At 61.6% G+C, this 22,666-nt stretch carries 20 protein-coding genes; 13 read left to right on the forward strand and 7 right to left on the reverse strand.

Annotated features, from left to right (window positions below; genetic code table 11):
* The first annotated feature begins 125 nt into the window (after positions 1-125).
* Positions 126-1,457, forward strand: a complete 1,332-nt coding sequence (locus H0Z09_RS22040) for a phosphate ABC transporter substrate-binding/OmpA family protein (RefSeq protein ID WP_186693460.1) — start codon at positions 126-128, stop codon at positions 1,455-1,457.
* 129 nt (positions 1,458-1,586) lie between these two features.
* Here the strand turns inward: H0Z09_RS22040 and H0Z09_RS22045 are convergent, their stop codons facing one another.
* Positions 1,587-2,816, reverse strand: coding sequence for an acyl-CoA dehydrogenase (locus H0Z09_RS22045; RefSeq protein ID WP_186693461.1), 1,230 nt, complete (start codon positions 2,814-2,816; stop codon positions 1,587-1,589).
* Positions 2,817-2,966: 150 nt separating this feature from the next.
* On the opposite strand from H0Z09_RS22045, the gene H0Z09_RS22050 reads away from it, so the two are divergent.
* The 3 genes from H0Z09_RS22050 to H0Z09_RS22060 all read left to right on the forward strand — a co-directional run bounded on the left by H0Z09_RS22050 (position 2,967) and on the right by H0Z09_RS22060 (position 5,435).
* Positions 2,967-3,902, forward strand: a complete 936-nt coding sequence (locus H0Z09_RS22050; RefSeq protein WP_186693463.1) for a LysR family transcriptional regulator — start codon at positions 2,967-2,969, stop codon at positions 3,900-3,902.
* Between the two features lie 224 nt (positions 3,903-4,126).
* A complete protein-coding gene (locus H0Z09_RS22055; RefSeq protein ID WP_076950860.1) occupies positions 4,127-4,519 on the forward strand; it encodes a MerR family DNA-binding transcriptional regulator in 393 nt (130 codons plus the stop codon).
* Between the two features lie 16 nt (positions 4,520-4,535).
* Positions 4,536-5,435, forward strand: a complete 900-nt coding sequence (locus H0Z09_RS22060) for a hydroxymethylglutaryl-CoA lyase (protein WP_186693465.1) — start codon at positions 4,536-4,538, stop codon at positions 5,433-5,435.
* Positions 5,436-6,113: 678 nt separating this feature from the next.
* Here the strand turns inward: H0Z09_RS22060 and H0Z09_RS22065 are convergent.
* Complete coding sequence (locus H0Z09_RS22065) at positions 6,114-7,751, reverse strand: AMP-binding protein (RefSeq protein ID WP_186693467.1); 1,638 nt, start codon at positions 7,749-7,751, stop codon at positions 6,114-6,116.
* Between the two features lie 150 nt (positions 7,752-7,901).
* Here H0Z09_RS22065 and H0Z09_RS22070 point away from each other — a divergent pair, with 150 nt between their 5' ends.
* Genes H0Z09_RS22070 through H0Z09_RS22085 form a run of 4 tightly spaced genes read left to right on the forward strand, consistent with a single transcriptional unit; the run spans position 7,902 to position 13,427 of the window.
* Positions 7,902-9,065 carry an isovaleryl-CoA dehydrogenase gene (locus H0Z09_RS22070; protein WP_186693469.1) on the forward strand — a complete coding sequence of 388 codons (1,164 nt, stop codon included), beginning with the start codon at positions 7,902-7,904 and terminating at the stop codon, positions 9,063-9,065.
* An 11-nt stretch (positions 9,066-9,076) separates the two neighbouring features.
* Complete coding sequence (locus H0Z09_RS22075) at positions 9,077-10,684, forward strand: carboxyl transferase domain-containing protein (protein WP_186693471.1); 1,608 nt, start codon at positions 9,077-9,079, stop codon at positions 10,682-10,684.
* A gap of 14 nt (positions 10,685-10,698) precedes the next feature.
* A complete protein-coding gene (locus H0Z09_RS22080) occupies positions 10,699-11,505 on the forward strand; it encodes a gamma-carboxygeranoyl-CoA hydratase (protein WP_186693473.1) in 807 nt (268 codons plus the stop codon).
* A complete protein-coding gene (locus tag H0Z09_RS22085) occupies positions 11,502-13,427 on the forward strand; it encodes an acetyl/propionyl/methylcrotonyl-CoA carboxylase subunit alpha (protein WP_186693475.1) in 1,926 nt (641 codons plus the stop codon). Before H0Z09_RS22080 ends, H0Z09_RS22085 begins: the two co-directional genes overlap by 4 nt.
* On the opposite strand, the gene H0Z09_RS22090 is transcribed toward H0Z09_RS22085, so the two are convergent.
* Positions 13,424-14,056: a S24 family peptidase gene (locus tag H0Z09_RS22090; RefSeq protein ID WP_186693477.1), complete on the reverse strand. Its 633-nt coding sequence runs from the start codon at positions 14,054-14,056 to the stop codon at positions 13,424-13,426. The two genes, H0Z09_RS22085 and H0Z09_RS22090, sit on opposite strands and share 4 nt — an antisense overlap.
* A 129-nt stretch (positions 14,057-14,185) precedes the next feature.
* Between H0Z09_RS22090 and H0Z09_RS22095 the strand changes: the two genes are divergently transcribed.
* Positions 14,186-14,536: a DUF3077 domain-containing protein gene (locus H0Z09_RS22095; protein WP_186693478.1), complete on the forward strand. Its 351-nt coding sequence runs from the start codon at positions 14,186-14,188 to the stop codon at positions 14,534-14,536.
* A 463-nt stretch (positions 14,537-14,999) separates the two neighbouring features.
* A complete protein-coding gene (locus H0Z09_RS22100) occupies positions 15,000-16,151 on the forward strand; it encodes a M14-type cytosolic carboxypeptidase (RefSeq protein ID WP_076950869.1) in 1,152 nt (383 codons plus the stop codon).
* 40 nt (positions 16,152-16,191) lie between these two features.
* On the opposite strand, the gene H0Z09_RS22105 is transcribed toward H0Z09_RS22100, so the two are convergent.
* Positions 16,192-16,650, reverse strand: a complete 459-nt coding sequence (locus H0Z09_RS22105) for a helix-turn-helix domain-containing protein (protein WP_186693479.1) — start codon at positions 16,648-16,650, stop codon at positions 16,192-16,194.
* A gap of 100 nt (positions 16,651-16,750) precedes the next feature.
* Here H0Z09_RS22105 and H0Z09_RS22110 point away from each other — a divergent pair, with 100 nt between their 5' ends.
* Positions 16,751-17,986: an MFS transporter gene (locus tag H0Z09_RS22110; protein ID WP_186693480.1), complete on the forward strand. Its 1,236-nt coding sequence runs from the start codon at positions 16,751-16,753 to the stop codon at positions 17,984-17,986.
* Here the strand turns inward: H0Z09_RS22110 and H0Z09_RS22115 are convergent.
* Positions 17,924-18,463 carry a cytochrome b gene (locus H0Z09_RS22115; RefSeq protein WP_076950872.1) on the reverse strand — a complete coding sequence of 180 codons (540 nt, stop codon included), beginning with the start codon at positions 18,461-18,463 and terminating at the stop codon, positions 17,924-17,926. The two genes, H0Z09_RS22110 and H0Z09_RS22115, sit on opposite strands and share 63 nt — an antisense overlap.
* Positions 18,460-19,542, reverse strand: coding sequence for a catalase family peroxidase (locus H0Z09_RS22120; RefSeq protein ID WP_186693481.1), 1,083 nt, complete (start codon positions 19,540-19,542; stop codon positions 18,460-18,462). The genes H0Z09_RS22115 and H0Z09_RS22120 overlap by 4 nt, the downstream gene beginning before the upstream one ends.
* A gap of 166 nt (positions 19,543-19,708) precedes the next feature.
* Between H0Z09_RS22120 and H0Z09_RS22125 the strand changes: the two genes are divergently transcribed.
* Entirely contained in the window at positions 19,709-20,215 is a 507-nt protein-coding gene (locus tag H0Z09_RS22125; RefSeq protein ID WP_186693482.1) for a sigma-70 family RNA polymerase sigma factor, read from the forward strand.
* The gene (locus H0Z09_RS22130; RefSeq protein ID WP_186693484.1) at positions 20,212-20,949 is read left to right on the forward strand and encodes an anti-sigma factor; all 738 of its coding nucleotides are present in this window, start codon (positions 20,212-20,214) and stop codon (positions 20,947-20,949) included. The genes H0Z09_RS22125 and H0Z09_RS22130 overlap by 4 nt, the downstream gene beginning before the upstream one ends.
* A 183-nt stretch (positions 20,950-21,132) precedes the next feature.
* Here H0Z09_RS22130 and H0Z09_RS22135 read toward each other — a convergent pair whose 3' ends face one another.
* Complete coding sequence (locus H0Z09_RS22135; protein ID WP_186693486.1) at positions 21,133-22,578, reverse strand: catalase; 1,446 nt, start codon at positions 22,576-22,578, stop codon at positions 21,133-21,135.
* Positions 22,579-22,666 lie beyond the last annotated feature (88 nt).

Here is a 22,666-nt window from a genome sequence, read left to right on the forward strand (position 1 = left end):
TGTGTAGATACCTATGGCTATCGCAGGCAAGCCAGCTCCCACAGTTTGATCCCTGGCGTGTCAGTCATATTTATGCAGCCTGCCTGACTTATTCTCGCAGCACTCCCTTTGGCGTGAGGTGCGGCATGAGGCTGCGCGTTCTGTTCCTGCTGTGCCTTTTTCCACTCCTGGCCGTTTCCGCCCCCCTGCCCGTTCCCGACCAAGGCCCTGCATTACGCATCCAGGGCTCCAACACCATTGGCGCGACGCTGGGGCCGGCGTTGGTCAAGGGGATGATGGAGCAGCAGGGCTTGCAGACCGTGCATAGCGAGCCTGGCGACGGTGCCAATGAACAACGCGTGGTCGGCAAGACCCGCCAAGGCAAGACAGTCACCGTCGAAATCGCGGCCCACGGTTCGAGCACCGGGTTCAGCGCACTGAAAAAAACCACTGCCGACCTCGCCGCCTCGTCGCGCCCGATCAAGGACAGCGAACTGGTCGACCTCGAACCGCTGGGCGACCTGAAAAACCCCGACGCCGAACAGGTAATTGCCATCGACGGCCTAGCCATCATCCTCAACCCGCAAAACCCGCTGAATACGTTGAACACCGAGCAACTGGCGCAGATCTTCAATGGCGATATCACCACTTGGGAAGCGTTGGGCGGTATCGGTGGGCCTATCCACTTGTATGCGCGCGATGACCAGTCCGGCACCTACGACACGTTCAAGGAACTGGTGCTGCGCCCGCGCGGCAAGCCCCTCGACCCTTCGGCCAAACGTTTCGAGTCCAGCGAGCAATTATCGGATGCGGTGAGCCAGGATCCCCAGGGCATTGGTTTTATCGGGCTGCCCTATGTGCGCCAAGCCAAAGCCGTGGCGATCGTGGATGGCGACTCGCAGGCGATGTTGCCGCTGAACAGTCTGATTGCCACCGAAGACTATCCGCTGTCGCGCCGCCTGTTCTTTTACCGGCCGCCGTCGGGGCACAACCCGTGGGCCAAGGCACTGGTGGACTTTGCCCAGAGCAGCAAGGGCCAGGCGATCGTGGCGGCCAACGGGTTTATCGCACAGCAGGTGCAGGCGATGGACGTTGAGCCGCGCCCGTCGATGCCCGAGGACTATCAAGCCATCGCGCGTGAGGCTCAGCGTTTGACGGTGAATTTTCGCTTCGAGGAAGGTAGCGCCAGCCTGGACAACAAGGCGCGCCAGGACCTGCAACGGGTGGTGGCGTATATAAAGCGTCACGGCAAGCTTCAGAAGCAGGTCACGCTGGTGGGCTTTGGTGACGTCAAGAACGACCCGCAGCGCGCGGCGTTACTGTCGAAATTGCGCGCGATGGCGGTGCGCCGTGAGCTGGTCAAAAGTGGTGTGGTGCTCAGGGACATTCGCGGTTTTGGCGCGCAGATGCCGGTGGCGGCGAATACGGCGGATGAAGGCAGGATCAAGAATCGGCGGGTGGAGGTTTGGGTGTATTGAGCCTTGGGTTGTGTGTTGTTTGGGCCGGCCTCTTCGCGAGCAAGCCCGCCCCACATTCGACCGCATTCTCATGTTGAAAAACGGTCCAGTGTGGGAGCGGGCTTGCTCGCGAATGCAGGCAACTCGGTATTACCGCCCGCTGCGCATCAGCTCTTTAGGCACATACTTGCCGATCTCGAACTTGCCAATCGCCGCGCGGTGCACTTCGTCCGGCCCATCAGCCAGGCGCAGGGTACGTTGCATGGCGTACATATAGGCCAGCGGGAAGTCATTGGAAACACCGGCGCCGCCGTGGATCTGGATCGCGCGGTCGATCACCTTCAAGGCCACATTCGGCGCAACAACCTTGATCTGAGCGATTTCGCTTTTCGCCACCTTGTTGCCCACGGTATCCATCATGTACGCCGCCTTCAGGGTCAGCAGGCGTGCCATGTCGATCTCCATGCGTGAGTCGGCGATCTTGTCGATATTGCCGCCCAATCGCGCCAGCGGCTGGCCGAAGGCGCTACGGCTGACCGAGCGTTTGCACATCAATTCCAAGGCGCGTTCGGCCATGCCGACGGAGCGCATGCAGTGGTGGATCCGTCCTGGGCCGAGGCGACCCTGGGCGATCTCAAAACCGCGGCCTTCGCCGAGCAACACGTTTTCATAGGGCACGCGCACGTTGTCGAACAGCACTTCGGCATGACCGTGGGGCGCATCGTCATAGCCGAACACCGGCAGTGGGCGCAGGATTTTCACACCGGGCGTATCCACCGGGACCAGGATCATCGAGTGCTGCTGATGGCGCGGCGCATCCGGGTTGCTCAGGCCCATGAAGATCAGGATCTTGCAGCGCGGGTCGCAGGCGCCGGAGGTCCACCACTTCTTGCCGTTGATCACCCACTGGTCACCCTGGCGCTCGGCACGGGCGGCCATGTTGGTGGCATCGGACGAGGCCACGTCGGGTTCGGTCATGGCGAAGGCCGAGCGGATTTCGCCGCGCAGCAAGGGCTCGAGCCAGCGCTGTTTCTGCTCTTCATTGGCGTAGCGCACCAGCACTTCCATGTTGCCGGTGTCGGGGGCGGAACAGTTGAAGGGCTCCGGGCCGAGCAAGGAGCGGCCCATGATTTCAGCCAATGGCGCGTATTCGAGGTTGGTCAGGCCGGCGCCCAGTTCGGACTCCGGCAGGAACAGGTTCCACAGGCCTTCGGCTTTGGCCTTGGCCTTGAGTTCTTCCATGATCGCGGTGGGCTGCCAGCGATCACCTTCGCTGACTTGGCGTTCGAACACCGGCTCGGCCGGGTAAACGTAAGCGTCCATGAACGCAGTGACGCGTTCACGCAGTTCCTGAACCTTGGGCGAATAGGCGAAATCCATGAGCAGCTCCCTTCTCTGAGAGGTTGTTTAGGTCATGCAATCGATGCTAGAACAGCGCTGATAATTTACCTAGCCTATTCTCGGCGTGTATTAACATTCATCACCGATATATGATCGACGTATGGCCACCTAACAATAAAGAGCGCAACCATGAATCTGAGCAAGGTCGACCTCAACCTGTTTATCGTCTTTGACGCGATCTACACCGAAGCCAACCTGACCCGCGCCGGGCAGATTGTCGGCATCACCCAGCCGGCGGTGTCCAACGCTCTGGCGCGGCTGCGGGAAACCTTCAACGACCCGCTGTTCGTGCGTACCGCCCAAGGCATGGTGCCCACGCCGATGGCCCAGAACATCATCGGCCCGGTGCGCAATGCATTGTCGTTGCTGCGTGTGTCGGTGCAGGAAAGCCGCATCTTCAACCCGCAGCAGGCCGCCAAGACCTACCGCATCAGCATGACCGACCTCACCGAGGCGGTGATCCTGCCGCCGCTGTTCCAGCGCCTGCGCCGCCTGGCACCCACCGTGGTCATCGAAAGTTTCCTGTCCAAACGCCGCGAGACCACCAAGGAACTGGCCGCCGGGCGCCTGGACTTTGCCGTGGACGCGCCGCTCAACACCGACCCGCAGGTGCGCCACGTCAAGTTGATGGAAGACCGCTACGTGTGCGCGATGCGCAAGGGCCACCCGATGGCGGGCAAAGACAAACTGACGCTGGATGATTACTTGTCGCTGACCCATATCCATATCTCCAGCCGGCGCAACGGCTTGGGCCACGTCGACCTGGCGCTGGGCAAGATGGGCATCCAGCGCAAGATCGCCCTGCGCTCCCAGCATTACTTGATGGCTTCGCAGGTGTTGCAGCAGACCGACATGGTCATGACCGTGCCCGAGCGCTTCGCTCGCCGTCATGAACTGCACTGGTTCAACTTGCCGGTCAATGATGTGCCAGCGGTGGAAACCCACCTGTACTGGCACGAAAGCACCGACCAGGACCCGGCTAACCGCTGGATGCGCGAGCAGATGATTGAGTTGTGCCAGCAGGTGACGGCCCACGAAAAGAAGCTGGATGGCAAGCAGGCCTGAACCTTCTCCTGCACTAAAGGCTGTCTGTAGTGAGCGGGCTTGCCCCGCGCCGGGTGGCGAAGCCGCCCCAATAAGGACAACGCCGAATTGCAGATAAAATCCGGTCGCCTGGTTTGGGGCGGCTTCGCCACCCGGCGCGGGGCAAGCCCGCTCACTACTGTGGCTCTTGACGTTAACGTAAACCAGCCACTAGCCTAGCGCCAAGCCATCCGTAGAGCGCCCCCATGAGCACGACCTACAGCATCTCCGACCTCGCCCGCGAGCTCGACATCACCACCCGCGCCATTCGTTTCTACGAAGAACAGGGCCTGCTGGCGCCGGAGCGCCGGGGCCAGGAGCGCATCTACTCGGCGCGCGACAAGGTCAGCCTCAAGCTGATCCTACGCGGCAAGCGCATCGGTTTTTCGCTGGCCGAGTGCCGCGAGTTGATCGAGCTCTACGACCCCAGCAGCGGCAACCATGTCCAACTCAACAGCATGCTGGCCAAGATCGCCGAGCGCCGCGAGCAGTTGGAACAGCAACTGTTGGACATCGAACAAATGAAGCTGGAACTGGACACCGCCGAAGAGCGCTGCACCCAGGCCCTGGCCACTACCATGAGCCAGGCCGGCCATTGATCAGAAGGTAACTGCCATGTCCCTCCCCTCACACGTACGCCTGGTGGAAGTCGGCCCGCGCGACGGCCTGCAGAACGAAGCCCAACCCATCAGCGTGGCGGACAAGGTCCGACTGGTGGACGCCCTCAGCGCGGCGGGCCTGGGCTATATCGAAGTCGGCAGTTTCGTATCGCCCAAATGGGTGCCGCAGATGGCCGGTTCCGCCGAAGTCTTTGCGCAGATCCAGCGCAAGCCTGGCGTGACTTACGGCGCGCTGGCGCCGAACCTGCGCGGTTTTGAAGACGCGCTGGCGGCCGGGGTGAAGGAAGTGGCGGTGTTCGCGGCAGCGTCCGAGGCGTTTTCCCAGCGCAATATCAATTGCTCGATCAGCGAAAGCCTGGCGCGTTTCGCGCCGATCATGGCCGCGGCCAGGCAGCACGGGATCAGCGTGCGGGGCTATGTGTCGTGCGTGCTGGGTTGCCCGTATGAGGGAAACGTCGCACCGGAGCAAGTGGCGGCGGTCGCACGGGAGCTGTATGCCATGGGCTGCTATGAGGTGTCCCTTGGCGACACGATCGGCATTGGCACGGCCGGGGCCACGCGGCGGCTGTTCGAGGTGGTCGGCGCGCAAGTGCCGCGGGACAAGCTGGCCGGGCACTTTCATGACACCTATGGCCAGGCCATCGCGAATATCTACGCCAGCCTGCTGGAAGGCATCAGCGTGTTCGACAGCTCTATCGCGGGCCTCGGCGGTTGCCCCTACGCCAAGGGCGCCAGCGGTAACGTCGCCACCGAAGATGTGGTGTACCTGCTCGAGGGCCTGGGCATCGAGACCGGTATCGACCTGCAAGGATTGATCGGTGCGGGCCAGCAGATCAGCAAGGTGCTGGGTCGACCGACCGGGTCGCGTGTGGCCAAGGCACGTAACGCCAGTTGAGTAGCCTAGCCGTGACAAAGTGTTACCGCCCGCCTACACATCGAGTAACACGGGAACAGGTTTTGGGTTATTGGATTGGGGTCAATCTTCGGTAAAAATTTAACTTATTGATTTTAAAGATATTTTAAAAGTTGGCACGGCTCCTGCTATCTCTATGGCATAACAAGAATAAAAAGCACCAAGCCTAATAAAAACAAGACGAAACGACTCTGACATAACAAAAACAACACGGCAGAGACGCAGCTAACAGATTTTTTTGGAGAAGATGTGCTTCGCAGGGTACGGCATGCCGAAACCCGCAACCGGATAGAGAAAAATAAAACTACCTCAGGTAGCTACCCACTGGTTGGATCGTTAACGAAGAAGCAAGTCAGCGCTCAAAAAAATACGTTTGCTCTTGACCCCGGATGGGGGTCGCCAAAACAGCGGTAAAGGGTAACGGTTGCCAAAAACAACAATAGACCGCCCCTCAATAATAAAAAAAGAGCACGCAACGACAAATTAAAGGGGACCCTCGGGTCCCCTTTGTGCTTTGCGGGTTTGCACCCATGCTGAAATCACCGCTGATCAAAAATGTGGGAGCGAGCTTGCTCGCGAATGCGGTGGTTCAGTTAATACATTTGGCGACTGATACACCGCATTCGCGAGCAAGCCCGCTCCCACAGTGGTTTTGTGCCGTTAGTTGGATCGGCTCCGCAGCTCCCCAATCGAAATCTCGCGCATGCGGAACTTCTGGATCTTGCCCGTTACCGTCATCGGAAACTCCTCCACGAACTTGAAGTGCTTGGGCGTCTTGAAGTGCGCAATGCGGCCCTTGCACCAGGTTTGCAGTTCAAGCTCATTGGCCACATGGCCTGGATGGAACTTGACCCAGGCGACGATGGCTTCACCGTAGCGCTCATCCGGAATGCCGATCACCTGCACATCCGCCACTGCCGGGTGGGTGAAGAAAAATTCTTCCACTTCACGCGGATACACGTTCTCACCGCCGCGAATGATCATGTCCTTGTTGCGCCCCGCGATGCATACGTAACCATGGGCGTCCATGCTCGCCAGGTCGCCGGTGTGCATCCAGCCTGCGTCGTCGATGGCCTCGCGGGTGCCCTCCGGGTTGTTCCAATAGCCGAGCATCACGCTGTAGCCACGCGTGCACAACTCGCCGATCTCGCCGCGCGCGACGGTGTTGCCGTCGGCGTCGATGATCTTGTTTTCCAGTTGCGGCTGGGTGCGACCGACGGTGGTCACGCGGCGCTCCAGGTCGTCATCGGCGCCGGTCTGCAACGACACCGGGCTGGTTTCGGTCATGCCATAGGCAATCTGCACCTCACGCATGTGCATCTCGCTGATCACTCGGCGCATCACTTCGATGGGGCACGTGGCCCCGGCCATGATGCCGGTGCGCAGGCTCGACAGGTCGAATTCGCCGAGGCGTGGATGATCGAGCATGGCGATGAACATGGTGGGCACGCCGTAAAGGCCAGTAGCTTTTTCTTCGGCGACGGCGGTCAGCGTCAGCAACGGATCGAAGCCGTCATTGGGGTAGATCATGGTGGTGCCGTGGGTAATGCAGCCCAGGTTGCCCATCACCATGCCAAAGCAGTGATACAGCGGCACCGGAATCACCAGGCGATCCTGCGCGGTCAAACCGAGGCTTTCGCCGACCATGTAACCGTTATTGAGGATGTTGTGGTGGCTGAGGGTGGCACCTTTGGGGAAGCCGGTGGTGCCGGAGGTGTATTGGATATTCACCGGCTGGTCGACATGCAGGCTGGCTTGGCGGCTGTGCAGGTGTTCCGGCGGGACGCTGGCGCCCAGGGCCGATAGCTGCGACCAGGGCATAAAGCCTTCGGGCGGGTTGGGGTCGAGGCTGATGATGCCGCGCAGATCGGGTTGCAGTTCCTGCAACATCGCGTGGTAATCGGAGGACTTGAACGACCCAGCGCACACCAGCCACTGACAGCCGGACTGCTTGAGCACGTAGTCCAATTCACTGCTGCGATAGGCCGGATTGATATTCACCAGGATCACTCCGAGCTTGGCGCTGGCAATCTGGCTGATGCACCACTCGGCGCAATTGGGCGCCCAGACACCCAGGCGGTCGCCGGTCTGCATGCCCAGCGCCAGGAAGGCGCGCGCGTGCACATCCACGGTCTCGGCCAATTGCCGCCAGGTGTACCGGCGCTGTTGATGGCGCACCACCAGGGCTTCGCCATCGGGATACCGCGCAACGGTCTGATCGAACGCCTGGCCGATGGTCTGCGCCAGCAAGGCCTTGTCCTGGGCGCCACGGCTGTAGCTCTGATTCGGTTGATCCATAACGACCCCTGTTGTCTTTTTTTTAGGTTGACGTAAACGTAAACTACGATTGACAGCGCCGTAACGCAAGCTTACGTTAACGTAAAGGTGAGCGCCCTCCTCCGACGCGCCATCCACACAAAAACAAAGCTCACATTAAGGTGCCTGTCCATGAGTTACCCGTCCCTGAACTTCGCCCTCGGTGAAACCATCGACATGCTGCGCGACCAGGTGCAGTCCTTCGTGGGCAAGGAAATCGCGCCTCGCGCGGCCCGGATCGACATCGACAACCTGTTCCCCGCCGACCTGTGGCGCAAGTTCGGCGACATGGGCCTGCTGGGCATCACCGTGCCGGAAGAATACGGCGGCGCCGGCCTGGGTTATCTGGCCCACGTGGTCGCGATGGAAGAGATCAGCCGGGGTTCGGCGTCGGTGGCGCTGTCCTACGGCGCGCATTCCAACCTGTGCGTGAACCAGATCAACCGCAACGGCAACCACGCACAGAAGCTCAAGTACCTGCCCAAGCTCATCAGCGGCGAGCACGTCGGCGCCCTGGCCATGAGCGAGCCGAACGCCGGTTCCGATGTGGTCTCGATGAAACTGCGCGCCGACAAACGCGGCGATCATTACGTGCTCAACGGCAGCAAGACCTGGATCACCAATGGCCCCGATGCCAGCACCTACGTGATTTACGCCAAGACCGACCTGGAGAAAGGCGCGCACGGCATCACCGCTTTTATCGTCGAGCGCGACTGGAAAGGCTTCAGCCGCAGCAACAAGTTCGACAAGCTGGGCATGCGCGGCTCCAACACCTGCGAATTGTTTTTCGATGACGTGCAGGTGCCCGAGGACAACATCCTCGGCGTGCTCAATGGCGGTGTGAAAGTGCTGATGAGCGGCCTGGACTACGAGCGCGTGGTGCTCTCCGGCGGCCCGACCGGGATCATGCAGGCCTGCATGGACCTGATCGTGCCCTACATCCACGACCGCAAGCAGTTCGGCCAGAGCATCGGCGAATTCCAGTTGATCCAGGGCAAGGTGGCCGACATGTACACCCAGCTCAACGCCAGCCGCGCCTACCTCTACGCGGTGGCCCAGGCCTGCGAGCGTGGCGAAACCACGCGCAAGGACGCCGCCGGGGTGATCCTCTACAGCGCCGAGCGCGCCACACAGATGGCCCTCGACGCGATCCAGATCCTGGGCGGCAATGGCTATATCAACGAATTCCCCGCCGGCCGCCTGCTGCGCGACGCCAAGCTGTACGAAATCGGCGCGGGCACCAGTGAGATCCGGCGGATGCTGATCGGTCGCGAACTCTTCAACGAAACCCGCTGAAGGAGCGCGCCATGGCCACCTTGCACACCCAACTCAACCCCCGCTCGGCAGAGTTTGCCGCCAACAGCGCGGCGATGCGCCAACAGGTCGACGCCCTGCACAGCCTGCTTGCGCAGGTGCAGCAAGGCGGCGGCGCCAAGGCCCAGGAGCGCCACACCTCGCGCGGTAAGCTGCTGCCCCGCGAGCGCATCAACCGCCTGCTCGACCCCGGCTCGCCGTTTCTTGAGCTCAGCCAACTCGCCGCCCATCAGGTGTACGGCGAAGACGTGCCCGCCGCCGGCTTGATTGCCGGGATCGGTCGGGTGGAAGGCGTCGAATGCATGATCGTCGCCAACGATGCCACCGTCAAAGGCGGTTCCTACTACCCGCTCACCGTGAAAAAGCACCTGCGCGCGCAGACCATCGCCGCGCAGAACCGCCTGCCGTGCATTTATCTGGTGGATTCCGGCGGCGCCAACCTGCCGCGTCAGGACGAGGTCTTCCCCGACCGCGAGCACTTCGGACGGATCTTTTTCAACCAGGCCAACATGAGCGCCCAGGGCATCCCGCAGATCGCCGTGGTCATGGGTTCGTGCACCGCCGGCGGCGCCTATGTGCCGGCCATGGCGGACGAAGCGATCATGGTGCGCAACCAGGCAACGATCTTCCTCGCCGGCCCGCCGCTGGTGAAGGCGGCGACCGGTGAAGTGGTCAGCGCCGAAGACCTCGGCGGCGCCGATGTGCACTGCAAAGTCTCCGGCGTGGCCGACCACTATGCCGACAGCGATGAACACGCCCTGGCGCTGGCTCGACGCAGCGTGGCCAACCTCAATTGGCGCAAGCAGGGTGAGGTGCTGCAACGCGCGCCCGTGGCATCGCTGTACATCAGCGAAGAGCTGTACGGCGTGATCCCGGCCGATGCCAAACAGCCTTTCGATGTGCGTGAAGTGATCGCACGGCTGGTGGACGGTTCGGTGTTCGATGAGTTCAAGGCGTTGTTCGGCACCACCCTGGTATGTGGCTTTGCGCACCTGCACGGCTACCCGATTGCGATCCTGGCCAACAACGGGATTCTGTTTGCTGAAGCGGCGCAGAAAGGCGCGCACTTTATCGAACTGGCCTGCCAGCGCGGAATCCCGCTGCTGTTCCTGCAGAACATCACCGGGTTCATGGTCGGCCAGAAATACGAGGCTGGCGGCATCGCCAAGCACGGCGCCAAGCTGGTCACCGCCGTGGCCTGCGCCAAGGTGCCGAAGTTCACGGTGATCATCGGCGGCAGTTTTGGTGCCGGTAACTACGGCATGTGCGGCCGCGCCTATGATCCACGGTTCCTGTGGATGTGGCCCAATGCCCGCATTGGCGTGATGGGTGCCGAGCAGGCGGCCGGCGTTCTGGTGCAGGTCAAGCGCGAGCAGGCTGAACGCGCGGGCACAGGTTTCAGCGCCGAGGAAGAAGCCGCGATCAAGCAACCGATCCTCGACCAGTACGAAACCCAGGGCCACCCCTACTACTCCAGCGCGCGCCTGTGGGACGACGGTGTCATCGACCCGATGCAGACCCGTGATGTGCTGGCCCTGGCTTTATCCGCTGCGCTGAACGCCCCCATCGAGCCGAGCCGCTTCGGCGTGTTCCGCATGTAAATGGAGCTGTACCCATGAGCGATTTCAACACCCTCGAACTGATCACCGACAGCCGTGGCTTTGCCACACTGTGGCTCAGTCGTGAAGCCAAGAACAATGCGTTCAACGCCGAGATGATCCGCGAGCTGATCATTGCCCTCGACCATGTACAGGGCGATCCGTCGCTGCGTTTCCTGGTACTGCGCGGGCGCGGCAAACATTTCAGCGCCGGCGCCGACCTGGCTTGGATGCAGCAATCGGCCGAGCTGGACTACCACACCAACCTGGACGACGCACGCGAACTGGCGGAACTGATGTACAACCTGGCCAAGTTGAAAATTCCGACCCTGGCGGTGGTGCAAGGCGCGGCCTACGGCGGCGCGCTGGGCTTGATCAGTTGCTGCGACATGGCGATTGGCGCGGATGACGCGCAGTTCTGCCTGTCGGAAGTGCGCATTGGCCTGGCACCGGCGGTGATCAGTCCGTTCGTGGTGCAGGCCATCGGTGAACGCGCGGCGCGGCGCTATGCGCTGACCGCCGAACGCTTTGGCGGGCAGCGTGCCCGCGATATCGGTTTATTGGCAGAAAGCTATCCCACCGACGAGCTGGATCAGCACGTGGAACAGTGGATCGCCAACCTGCTGCAAAACAGCCCGGCGGCGATGCGCGCCAGCAAGGACTTGCTGCGCGAAGTGGGCAGCGGGGCTCTCACGCCGGCCTTGCGCCGCTACTGCGAAAATGCGATTGCGCGCATTCGCGTCAGCGCCGAGGGCCAGGAAGGCCTGCGCGCGTTTCTGCAAAAACGCCCACCGAGCTGGCAGCCTCAGGAGCCGCGCTCATGAGCACATTGACGACGCTGCTGGTGGCCAACCGTGGCGAGATCGCTTGCCGGGTGATGCGCACCGCCAAGGCTATGGGCCTGACCACCGTGGCCGTGCACAGCGCCATCGACCGCGATGCCCGCCACAGCCGCGAGGCCGATATTCGTGTCGACTTGGGCGGTAGCAAGGCCACCGACAGTTACCTGCAGATCGACAAGCTGATCGCCGCCGCCCAGGCCAGTGGCGCCCAGGCGATCCATCCGGGTTATGGTTTTTTGTCGGAGAACGCCGGGTTTGCCCGTGCGATCGAAGCGGCAGGCTTGATCTTCCTCGGCCCGCCCGCCTCGGCCATCGACGCCATGGGCAGCAAATCGGCCGCCAAGGCGCTGATGGAAACCGCCGGCGTGCCGCTGGTACCGGGTTATCACGGCCAGGCCCAGGACCTGGAAACCTTCCGCGCCGCCTGCGAGCGCATCGGCTATCCGGTGCTGCTCAAGGCCACGGCCGGTGGCGGTGGCAAGGGCATGAAGGTGGTCGAGGACGTCAGCCAGTTGGCCGAGGCTCTGGCCTCGGCCCAGCGTGAGGCGCTGTCGTCCTTCGGCAATGGCCAGATGCTGGTGGAAAAATACCTGCTCAAGCCGCGTCACGTGGAGATTCAGGTATTCGCCGACAAGCATGGGCATTGCCTGTACCTCAATGAACGCGATTGTTCGATCCAGCGTCGCCACCAAAAAGTCGTCGAGGAAGCGCCGGCGCCAGGCCTGAGCGCTGAACAACGCGAGGCCATGGGCGAAGCGGCCGTGCGTGCGGCCCAGGCCATTGGTTATGTCGGCGCGGGCACTGTGGAATTTTTGCTGGACGCGCGCGGCGAGTTCTTCTTCATGGAAATGAACACGCGGCTGCAGGTGGAACACCCGGTGACCGAGGCGATTACCGGTCTCGACCTGGTTGCCTGGCAGATCCGTGTCGCCCAGGGCGAGGCGCTGCCGATCACCCAGGAGCAGGTGCCGCTGACCGGCCATGCCATCGAAGTGCGGCTGTATGCCGAGGACCCGGCCACTGATTTTCTGCCCGCCACCGGCCAGCTCACGCTGTACCGCGAGTGCGCGCCGGGCCTGGACCGTCGGGTGGACAGCGGCGTCGAGCAAGGCGACAGCGTGTCGCCCTTCTACGACCCCATGCTCGGCAAGCTGATTGCCTGGGGCGAAGACCGTGAACAGGCGCGACTGCGGTTGCTGGGCATGCTTGATGAGTTTGCCATTGGAGGCCTCAAGACCAACCTGGGCTTTTTGCGGCGCATCATCGGACACCCGGCGTTCGCCGCAGCCGAGCTGGATACGGGGTTCATTCCGCGTTATCAGGAGGAGTTGCTGCCGGCCCCTGGGGAACTGAGCGATGCATTCTGGCAGGCGGCGGGCGCGGCCTTCATGCAGAGTTTGCCGGCCGGGGACGGGCCTTGGGCGGATAAACGAGGGTTTCGCGCCGGACTGCCTGCCGAGGTGTCCCTGCACCTGAGCTGCAACGGCCAGGATCGTCTGGTGACCTTGGCTGCGGACGCACCGCAGCTGCAGGGCGAACATCTGCTGATCGAGCAACAGGGCGTGCGCCGCCGTCATCTGGCGGTACGTGATGAACGTACCCTGTATCTGCGCTGGGACGGCGAAATGCATGGCGTAACGCTGTTCGACCCGATTGCGGCTGTCGAGGCCAATCAGTCCCATCAGGGCGGCCTGACGGCGCCGATGAACGGCAGCATCGTCCGGGTGTTGGTTGAGGTGGGCCAACACGTCGAGGCCGGGGCGCAACTGGTGGTGCTGGAAGCCATGAAGATGGAGCACAGCATCCGCGCGCCCCAGGCCGCAGTGGTCAAGGCGCTGTTCTGCCAGGAAGGCGAAATGGTTGCAGAAGGTTGCGCGCTGGTGGAGCTGGAAGCGGCTGGCTAGAACTTTGCCGTGGCTTGGACCACAACGCCCAAAATGCGGCAATCGTCGGTCAACAGCTGTTTGGGGTACGTGGGGTTGAGCGGTACCAGGTAGCGCTGGCCGCTCTCTTCCAGCAACTGCCGGAAGGTCGCCTGGGGGCTCTCGGCCCATTGCGCGACTACCAGTTTGCCGGGCTCGGCGGCAATGGCCGGATCGACCAGGATCATCATGCCCGCACTGATGCTCAGGCCGCTGGGGGCGGTCATGGCGTCGCCCGTGACCGGCAGCCAGAACGCGTCGCCCTGGGCGTGGTAGTCCGTCAGCTCGAAACGGGCCGGGCCATAAGAGGCGCGTTCTTCGCGGATTTCGCACAGCCCTTTCCAATCGCTGACCGGGTAGCGGAAATACGGGTTGTAGCTTTTCTCCCGGGTCACTTCATCGGCCCGCTCGCGAATATCCAGCGCGACTTCCAAATACCCCAGGCCCAGCGCCGCCAGCACCCGGTTCATGTCCGCCAGGCTTGGCGCACGGCGCTTGTTTAGCCAATGGCCCACGCCGCCCTGGGACATGCCCAAGCGTTCAGCCAGCTCACCCTGCGTGACCTTGCGGTCTTCCATGTTGGTCCTGACCAACGCGATCCATTTATCCATGGCGCCGACAATACGTCACAGGGTTTTCAGGGCAATAAACAGTTTGTAGTAATCCATAAAACGACATAAATACGATACGTACTATTATCGGACATAAGGTTTTCGACACCCCTCCAAGAGTAGCCCCTTATGACGACAAGCCCGTACCTCCTGCCCGAAATCCCTGAAGACACTGAGCTGCACGACCTGCGCAGCAGCGCAGCCGCCCAGCGCGCGCTCGACTTTTACTTGAAAGAAGATATGTCTGCCTCATCTGCCGACGGAGCCCTGTTTGCCATCAAGCCAGGCATCAGCCACGAGGAAGCCCTGGTGCATGCCTCGGACCTGCTGCGCAGCGCCGCGGCCACCGCCTATGAATCAGCGAACAGCCATCAGGGCAGCCATCGCGACCTGGCGTTTTCAGTGGTGTATTTGATCGATATGGCGAAGGCGATGGTGGAGCGGTCGCTGCAGGAGCCGCAGGTGCAAGCGAACGCATGAACCGACGCGGAGAAAAATATTTCTATCCCAGGGATAAAAACATTTGACTTGCAAATGATAATGATTATTATTGGACCCAGCTGATCGCGAGATCAGTCGATAGACCAAGGGACCTTAGGTCGGACTCTTGGAATATCTCCTCATCAGGCTAATCACGGTTTTTGACCCGGCTCTTTGGCCGGGTCTTTTTTTTGCCAGTTTCCCTGGCATGGCTTCAGGCTAATGAAGACTGTGTGTTGCTCGATGGCACGCATGGTAGCAAAAGACTATCTGCGAATGAAAGCCAGCCGAACGCTCCGGCCCGGATCATTGCGAAACAGCGCCTGAGAATCAATCTCATGGATCATAAGCTGCGACGGTTTCAGGGATGATACCCCTTCCCCCCGCAACAATTTTGCATCCAGTCTTTACCACACTCCTTGTAATATAGCCGCCACAACAATCATATCCAGGCAACCCGACTATGACCGTGGCCTTGACCTCCATCAGAATCAGCACCGACTTCGACAGTGGCAATATCCAGGTCCTGGATGCCCACGATGCTTACCAGTTATTGCTGGCAATCAAACCCGACACCCGTAGCCAACATTTCCAGTGGTTTCACTTCAAGGCCGAAGGCATGCACGTGGGCCACACCCACACCTTTCGCCTGAGCAACGCAGGCAAATCGTCCTACCGCCATGCGTGGAGCGGCTACAACGCCGTGGCGTCCTACGACCACATCAATTGGTTTCGCGTACCGACGCGGTTTGACGGCGAGATCCTGCACATCAGCCTCGAAACCCGTGAAAGGCACGCCTGGTTCGCCTATTTCGAACCCTACAGCCGCGAGCGCCACGACTGGCTGATCGACCAGGCCCTGAACCGCGCCGGCACGCAGTTGCTGGCCACCGGTAAAAGTGTTGAAGGCCGGGACATCCAACTGCTGCGCCGTGGCAAAGGCGGCGAGGGCCGCCGCAAGATCTGGATCATCGCCCAGCAGCACCCCGGCGAACACATGGCCGAGTGGTTTATGGAAGGCATCATCGAACGCCTGCAGCAGGACGGCGACGCCGAGCTGAAAAAACTGCTGAAAGTGGCCGACCTGTACCTGGTGCCCAACATGAACCCGGACGGCGCCTTCCACGGTCATCTGCGCACCAACGCCATGGGCCAGGACCTCAACCGCGCCTGGCAGAGCGCCAATCAGCAAACGAGTCCCGAAGTACTGTTTGTGCAACAGCAGATGGAAAAATACGGCGTTGACCTGTTCCTCGATATCCACGGTGACGAGGAAATCCCCTACGTCTTCACCGCTGGCTGCGAAGGCAACCCCGGCTACACCCCGCGCATCGAGGCCCTGGAAAAACACTTTCGCAGCCACTTGAGCGGCCTGACCCGCGACTTCCAGACCACCCACGGCTACACCCGCGACTTGCCGGGCGAAGCCAACATGACCCTGGCTTGCAACGCCGTAGGCGAAAAATACGACTGCCTGTCGCTGACCCTGGAAATGCCTTTCAAGGACAACGACGACGCCCCCAACCCGCACACCGGTTGGTCAGGTAAACGCTCGATGCAGTTGGCCAAGGACGTATTGAGCAGCGTGGCCGATATCGTCGACGTCTTGCGCTGATTATTCTGTGGCGAGCGGGCTCGCCACATGAAAGCAACCCTTAGGCCTTACGCAGTGTCCGCGGGCCCCGCCGGCAATCCTCGGGCCCCAACAACCGCCCATCCGCCGAGCGCAGCTCCAGCGCTCGCAGCGGCTCGCCGTTGGCGCGGTCCACCATCACCGAATGCGCTTCGCCTGCGCCATAGAAAAACCCCTCGCCCCACTGACGCAGCCCGATGATCACGTTGAACAGGCCGCGGCCCTTTTCGGTCAGCACATACTCCTGATACGCACTGCCATCCGACGCCGGCGCGACCTCCAGCACCCCATGGTCCACCAGGCTGCGCAAACGCGTGGACAGAATATTCTTGGCCATCCCCAAACTGCGCTGGAATTCACCAAAGCGACGCATGCCATCAAATGCATCGCGGATGATCAGCAGCGACCAGCCATCGCCAATCGCATCCAGCGAACGCGCCACCGGGCATTCGGCGTTTTCAAAGCGGGTGAGCTTGACCATCGGGGCTGCCTGTCGTCGACCAATAATGTGGTTGCAATATAAAACCGGAATCCTTACCGTACAAGTGGTTTCATTTTAAAACCACACAAGGATTATCCGCATGTCGTCATCCCCCTTGAGCGGCGCGGTGGTAGTGCTGTTCGCCATCGCCTGCGGCCTGTCGGTGGCCAACGTCTACTACGCTCAGCCGCTGCTCGACGCCATGGCCGAGACCTTCGCCATGGACCACGCCACCGTGGGTATCATCATCGCCCTCACCCAAGTCGGTTATGGCGTGGGGCTGTTATTGCTGGTGCCCCTGGGGGATCTGCTCAACCGGCGCAAGCTGATCGTCACCCAACTGCTGCTCTCCACCCTGGCCGTGCTGGTGGTGGCCTTGTCGTCCAACAGCGGCTGGCTGCTCGCCGGCATGGCGCTCACCGGCCTGCTGGCGGTAGTCGCCCAGGTGATGGTGGCATTGGCCGCTCACTTGGCGTCGCCCGAACAACGTGGCCACGTGGTAGGGCTGGTCACCAGCGGAATTGTCGTGGGCTTGTTGCTGGCGCGCTCCGTTTCAGGGGCCATGGCAGACTTGGCGGGTTGGCGCTCGGTGTACCTGCTCTCCGCGGGCCTGACGCTGTTGATGGCCCTGCTGCTGTGGCGGGTGTTGCCGGACACCGAGCAACCCCGCGCCACAGGCACCTATGGCGCGCTGATCCGCTCGGTGTTCAGCTTGTTCAAGGAAGAAAAGGTCTTGCGAGACCGCGCCGTGCTGGCGATGTTGATTTTCGCCGCCGGCACCGTCCTGTGGACGCCGCTGGTGTTGCCCTTGAGCGCCCCGCCGCTGTCGCTGTCGCACACGCAGATCGGCCTGTTCGGGCTTGCCGGTGCCGCCGGCGCATTGGGTGCCGCCCGCGCCGGACACCTGGCCGACAAAGGCTTGGCCCAATGGACCAGCGGCACGGCACTGCTGCTGATGCTGCTCTCCTGGGTGGCCATCGGCTTTACCCAGTCGTCGCTGTGGGCATTGTTGCTGGGTGTGATCATGTTCGATCTCGGCCTGCAGGCCGTGCACGTCACCAGCCAGAGCCTGATCTACGCCGTGCGCCCCGACGCCCAGAGTCGCCTGGTGGCGGGTTACATGCTGTTTTACTCGGTGGGCAGCGCGCTCGGGTCGGTCAGTGCAACGGCGATGTATGCCTGGGGCGGCTGGCTCGGCGTGTGTGGCCTCGGCGCAGCGATCAACCTGCTCGCGTTGATCTACTGGCTGGCCACACTGCCCCCCAAGGCTGTGTCAGTCCTTGCTGCCGGTCATGCTTTGCAGCACGCCGTCGCGGCGGATCAACCCATGGAATAGCGCAGCCGCCAGGTGCAGCAACACGGTCAGGAACAGCAGATAAGCCAGGTACCCGTGCGCCTTGCGCAGCAGCGCAAACAACGGCGCATTCGCCGCCACCAGCGCCGGCAACTGCACCGAGCTGCTGAGCATGACCGGGTCGCCCGCCGCCGAGATCATTGCCCAACCCAGCAGCGGCAATACCAGCATCAAGCCGTACAGGACCAGGTGCGACGCTTTGGCCGCCAGCACCTGCCACAGCGGCAAGTCGGCGGGCAACGGCGGTTGGCGCGTGGAGAAACGCACCACCAGCCGCACGATCACCAGCGCGAGGATCGCGATCCCCAGCGGCTTGTGCAGGTGGATCAGCCATTCATGCCGCTCTGAAACAGAAGCCGCCAGGCCCGCGCCGATAAACAGCATGGCCATGACCATCAGCGCCATCAGCCAGTGCAGCAGGCGCGCCAGGGGCGCGAAAAACCGTGGTTGGGCATTCATGGCTTCGACTCCTGAGGGGCGCTGTGCAACGGGCTGACTTCACCGGCGCGGCGCAGGTACGAACTGGCATACGCCGCCGAACGTGCTGCCAGCAATGGGTCGTTGGAGGCTTCGATGCCACTGGGCAAGATCAGCGGATCGAAGTTGATGTCGCGACAATCACCGTCCGCTTGCGGTTGGCTGCTTTGCAGCACCAGGGTGCCGGCATTGATGACTTTGTGCGCGCCCGTCCAGGCCTTGCTCGCGTCATCCACAGGATCGCCGGGGTTGGCCAGGGTCATGTTCAATTGCCAGCGCAGCGGCCCGGCGGCAAGGCGCTGCACCAGGCCTTTTTCAAGGAAGTCAGTCCCGGCCGGGGCGGTGTCTCCCGCTGCATCCTGCAGCGTGGGCACCACGCCCCAACGCACGGCCTGGCGCTTGCCATCGGCCCCCACCAGGTAAAAGGCGTTGATGCCGTTGTAGGTTTCGGTCGCATAACTGGCCGAAGGCTTGGCGGTCTTGACCCACGCCAAAAACTGCGCAGTCTCGGGATGGGCGGCGAAAAACGCCGGCATCGCTGCCGGGTTCGGCTTGCCGGTCGATGGGTCCGGTGCGCCGGCCTTGAGCATTTGGTAGAACGCCTCGGGCGTGCCCACCGGGAATACCGGCATACTGTTCATGCCGGTGCGCCACTGCTGGCCGTTGGCCTGGCTGAACTGCACGGCAAAACTGCGGATCGGCACACTGCTGTCCGGTGCGTAAGGGTTGCCACTGGGCAAGGCAAACCGGCCGATCAGCGGGGTCTTGGCCGCACTGAACACCTCAGCGCTGGAGTAGGCGCGTGCCTCGGCGCTGCTTTCGAAATAGCCGGCCACGCACACGCCCTTGGCATGGTTACGCCGGAAGCCGGGGTGCACGCCATTGTTGGTTTCCAGGGCATTGACCAGGGTTTTCGGACGCAAGCGCTGTGGGTCGAGGGTGCCATTGACGTAGGCAAATGCCCCCGCCACAACCGCAACCACGGCACCGATACCCGCCAGGCGCGCGATCAGGCTCGCAGTGCTCAACGGAGGACGGGGCGGTGATGAGTGATCTACCATGAAAGAGCTCCAGGGCCAGAGGCCTTAGGGGTGAACATAAGGTCGGAGCATTAAGACGAACGCCGATCGGCTCTATTCCCTGGGCCTGGATTTATTTTTCACGGTCGGGAATAACCGCCCCTGCCAGTCGTCTCTCCAGTCCCAGCGTAGTGAACAGCCCGCTCCCATGCATGAACTCGACGAACCGTTACGTGAACTCATCCCCAGGCTGCGGCGCTTTGCCGTGTCCCTGACGCGTAACGCCAGCAGCGCAGACGACCTGGTGCAATCGACCCTGGAACGGGCGGTCACCCATTGGGCCGAAAAACGCGTCGAAGGCGACTTGCGCGCCTGGCTGTTCTCGATCCTCTACCGGCAATTCCTCGACGCCCACCGTCGCACCCGGCGCTACGCACGGACGCTGGAGTTCTTCACCGGGCGTGACGATGCGCAGCCATCGGTCGAGCGCACCGTGATCGCCCAGTCGACCCTGCAAGCTTTCGATCAACTCAACGCCGAGCAACGCGCGCTGCTGCTGTGGGTCTCGGTCGAGGGCATGAGCTACAAGGAGGTCGCCGAGATTCTCGACGTGCCCATCGGCACCGTGATGTCGCGTCTATCGCGGGCGCGCCAAGCCCTGCGTCAACTCAGTGATGGCGAAATCGCCAGCCCTTCCCTGCGGATACTCAAATGATCAGCCTGCCCCCCAGCGAACGCGATTTGCATGCCTACGTCGATCACCAACTGTTGGAGAGTGATCGCCGCGTGCTCGAAACGTATCTGGCCGCCCATCCGGATGTCGCCGCCCAGGTCCATGCCTGGCAGCACGACGCGCAATTGCTGCGCGCCGCATTGGGCGGTGCCCTGCAACAGCCGGCCAACCCGGACCTGGACCCGGCGCTGATCCGCCAACGCCTCAAGCGCCAGTCGCGCCGCCACTTCGCCACGGCCGCCGTGTTGCTGATCGCAGTGAGCCTCGGCGGTATCGGGGGCTGGCACGCCCGTGAAGCCACCCAGCCAGCAATGCTACCGATGGCCGATGCGATGCAGGCGTTTCGCTTGTTTGCCCAGGACGGCGTGATGCCGGCCGACTACAAAGGCCAGGGTAGCGACACGATGCAAGCTTGGCTGGATCGCTACTTCAGCCAGGCGCACCGCCTGCCCGACCTCAGCGCGGCGGGGTTCACCCCGGTCAGCGGGCGCTTGCTGACCACCGAGCAAGGCGCCGCCGCCATGGTGCTGTACGAAGACGCGCAAGGGCGGCGCATCAGTTTCTACATCCGCCCACCTGGCCCGGAAAACGGTTTCCTGCCCCGTGGCAGCCGCAGTGCCGATGGTTTGCAGGCTCAATACTGGTCCGGCGCGGGCTACAACTATGCGGTGGTCAGCCCGGTGGACCAGCCCGCCCCGCAGATGCAGAAGTTCTAGAAGCCCGGCTTTTACTGCCCGATGAGAGACAGACACCCCAGGCCCCTGCACCCGGCGGGTGCTATGCACCGAACGGTTTTCCAAGTACGCCAAGCAGCTCAATGCCAGCACTGCGGGTGGTGCAGGCGCGAAACTGCTGGTCTGGATCAGGCGGATGAAGACGGTTCTATAGCCCGTCCAACATCAAGGCCAAGGAATCCCAAGCTCAGCGGCAACCCCCTGGGCATATTCGGCACTCACTCCCGCGAAGTTTGTCAGTTGCCGCAGCACCACCGCATCACTGACCCCGGCCATCGCCCCACCAAGATTGGCGAACAACACCGCCTTTTCTGCGGGGGTCATAAGGTTGAACAGGGCCCGCGGATGTGAGTAATAGTCGTTATCCACCCGATGGTTGTAACGAGCTGTAGCACCGCCTTGGCGTAGCAACGGCTCTACAAATCTCGAGTCTTGTTTAGGCGCTTCGACATCACTGTTGGGTTCGTAATTGAGGCTGGCGCCACCATTTGTACCTAACGCCATGGCGCCATCGCGTTGATAATTTTGTGCTGGACTCAGTGGCGCATTGATCGGCAGTTGCTGGTAATTGGTGCCAATACGATAACGTTGAGCATCGGGGTAAGCGAATACCCGACCTTGCAACATGCGATCAGGCGACAAGCCAATCCCTGGGACCACATTGGCCGGGCAGAAGGCCGACTGCTCAACTTCGGCATGATAGTTTTGCACATTGCGATTCAACTCGATCACGCCTACGTCCCTCAGCGGAAACTGGGCATGTGGCCATATCTTGGTGACATCGAAGGGGTTCTCGACGAAAGCATTGGCCTGCGCCTCGGTCATGGTCTGTATACGCACCGTCCACTTGGGAAAATTCCCATTGTCGATGGCGTTGAACAAATCGCGCGTGGCGTAATCCGGGTCTGCACCGGCCAGTCGCATCCCTTCCGCCGTGGTCAGGTTTTTAATCCCTTGCTGGGTCTCAAAATGCCACTTGACCCACGTACGCGTATTGGCATTATTCAACAAACTGAAGGTATGACTGCCAAACCCATGCATGTGGCGGAAGCCATCGGGAATAGCACGGTCTGAAAACAGAATGGTGACTTGGTGCAGTGACTCAGGGGAGAGCGAAAGAAAGTCCCACACATGCTCTGCATTTGGCAGGTTGGTCTGCGGGTCAGGTTTTTCAGAATGGATAAAGTCTGGAAATTTTATCGGGTCACGGATAAAGAACACCGGCGTGTTATTGCCCACAATGTCCCAGTTACCTTGCTCGGTATAGAACTTTACGGAAAAGCCACGCGGGTTGATCACGGTGTCAGCAGAGCCGCGGGAGCCAATGACACTGGAGAACCGTGTAAAAATCGGCGTTTGCTTGCCAATACTGCTGAACAGTGCGGCGCTGCTGAAGCTGCTGATGTCGTTCGTGACCGTGAAGGTACCGTATGCGGCTGCCCCTTTGGCGTGCACACGCCGTTCAGGGATATTTTCACGGTTAAAATGGGCAAGCTTTTCGATCAATAAAACATCGTCGATCGCAATGGGGCCGATACGCCCGGAAGTTCGTGAGTTCTGGTTATCGGCAATGGGAGCGCCGCCATCGGTAGTAAGGTTTGTGGGACACATGTTCAATACTCCTCAAATCATTCATAGGACCGCCGCCTAACGAGCTGAGAGGACTACCGACCATCAAGATGACACCATTTATTTCCTA

It is taken from the genome of Pseudomonas sp. SWRI18 (assembly GCF_014268345.1).
Lineage (GTDB): Bacteria > Pseudomonadota > Gammaproteobacteria > Pseudomonadales > Pseudomonadaceae > Aquipseudomonas > Aquipseudomonas cedrina.

Coding starts and splice junctions, on each gene's coding strand:
- H0Z09_RS22050 (WP_186693463.1), top strand. CDS start 2,967: ATGAATCTGAGCAAGGTCGACCTCAACCTGTTTATCGTCTTTGACGCG.
- H0Z09_RS22120 (WP_186693481.1), bottom strand. CDS start 19,542: ATGGTAGATCACTCATCACCGCCCCGTCCTCCGTTGAGCACTGCGAGC.
- H0Z09_RS22095 (WP_186693478.1), top strand. CDS start 14,186: ATGACGACAAGCCCGTACCTCCTGCCCGAAATCCCTGAAGACACTGAG.
- H0Z09_RS22070 (WP_186693469.1), top strand. CDS start 7,902: ATGAGTTACCCGTCCCTGAACTTCGCCCTCGGTGAAACCATCGACATG.
- H0Z09_RS22060 (WP_186693465.1), top strand. CDS start 4,536: ATGTCCCTCCCCTCACACGTACGCCTGGTGGAAGTCGGCCCGCGCGAC.
- H0Z09_RS22045 (WP_186693461.1), bottom strand. CDS start 2,816: ATGGATTTCGCCTATTCGCCCAAGGTTCAGGAACTGCGTGAACGCGTC.
- H0Z09_RS22130 (WP_186693484.1), top strand. CDS start 20,212: ATGATCAGCCTGCCCCCCAGCGAACGCGATTTGCATGCCTACGTCGAT.
- H0Z09_RS22085 (WP_186693475.1), top strand. CDS start 11,502: ATGAGCACATTGACGACGCTGCTGGTGGCCAACCGTGGCGAGATCGCT.
- H0Z09_RS22125 (WP_186693482.1), top strand. CDS start 19,709: ATGCATGAACTCGACGAACCGTTACGTGAACTCATCCCCAGGCTGCGG.
- H0Z09_RS22090 (WP_186693477.1), bottom strand. CDS start 14,056: ATGGATAAATGGATCGCGTTGGTCAGGACCAACATGGAAGACCGCAAG.
- H0Z09_RS22040 (WP_186693460.1), top strand. CDS start 126: ATGAGGCTGCGCGTTCTGTTCCTGCTGTGCCTTTTTCCACTCCTGGCC.
- H0Z09_RS22080 (WP_186693473.1), top strand. CDS start 10,699: ATGAGCGATTTCAACACCCTCGAACTGATCACCGACAGCCGTGGCTTT.
- H0Z09_RS22110 (WP_186693480.1), top strand. CDS start 16,751: ATGTCGTCATCCCCCTTGAGCGGCGCGGTGGTAGTGCTGTTCGCCATC.
- H0Z09_RS22065 (WP_186693467.1), bottom strand. CDS start 7,751: ATGGATCAACCGAATCAGAGCTACAGCCGTGGCGCCCAGGACAAGGCC.
- H0Z09_RS22055 (WP_076950860.1), top strand. CDS start 4,127: ATGAGCACGACCTACAGCATCTCCGACCTCGCCCGCGAGCTCGACATC.
- H0Z09_RS22115 (WP_076950872.1), bottom strand. CDS start 18,463: ATGAATGCCCAACCACGGTTTTTCGCGCCCCTGGCGCGCCTGCTGCAC.
- H0Z09_RS22100 (WP_076950869.1), top strand. CDS start 15,000: ATGACCGTGGCCTTGACCTCCATCAGAATCAGCACCGACTTCGACAGT.
- H0Z09_RS22075 (WP_186693471.1), top strand. CDS start 9,077: ATGGCCACCTTGCACACCCAACTCAACCCCCGCTCGGCAGAGTTTGCC.
- H0Z09_RS22135 (WP_186693486.1), bottom strand. CDS start 22,578: ATGTGTCCCACAAACCTTACTACCGATGGCGGCGCTCCCATTGCCGAT.
- H0Z09_RS22105 (WP_186693479.1), bottom strand. CDS start 16,650: ATGGTCAAGCTCACCCGCTTTGAAAACGCCGAATGCCCGGTGGCGCGT.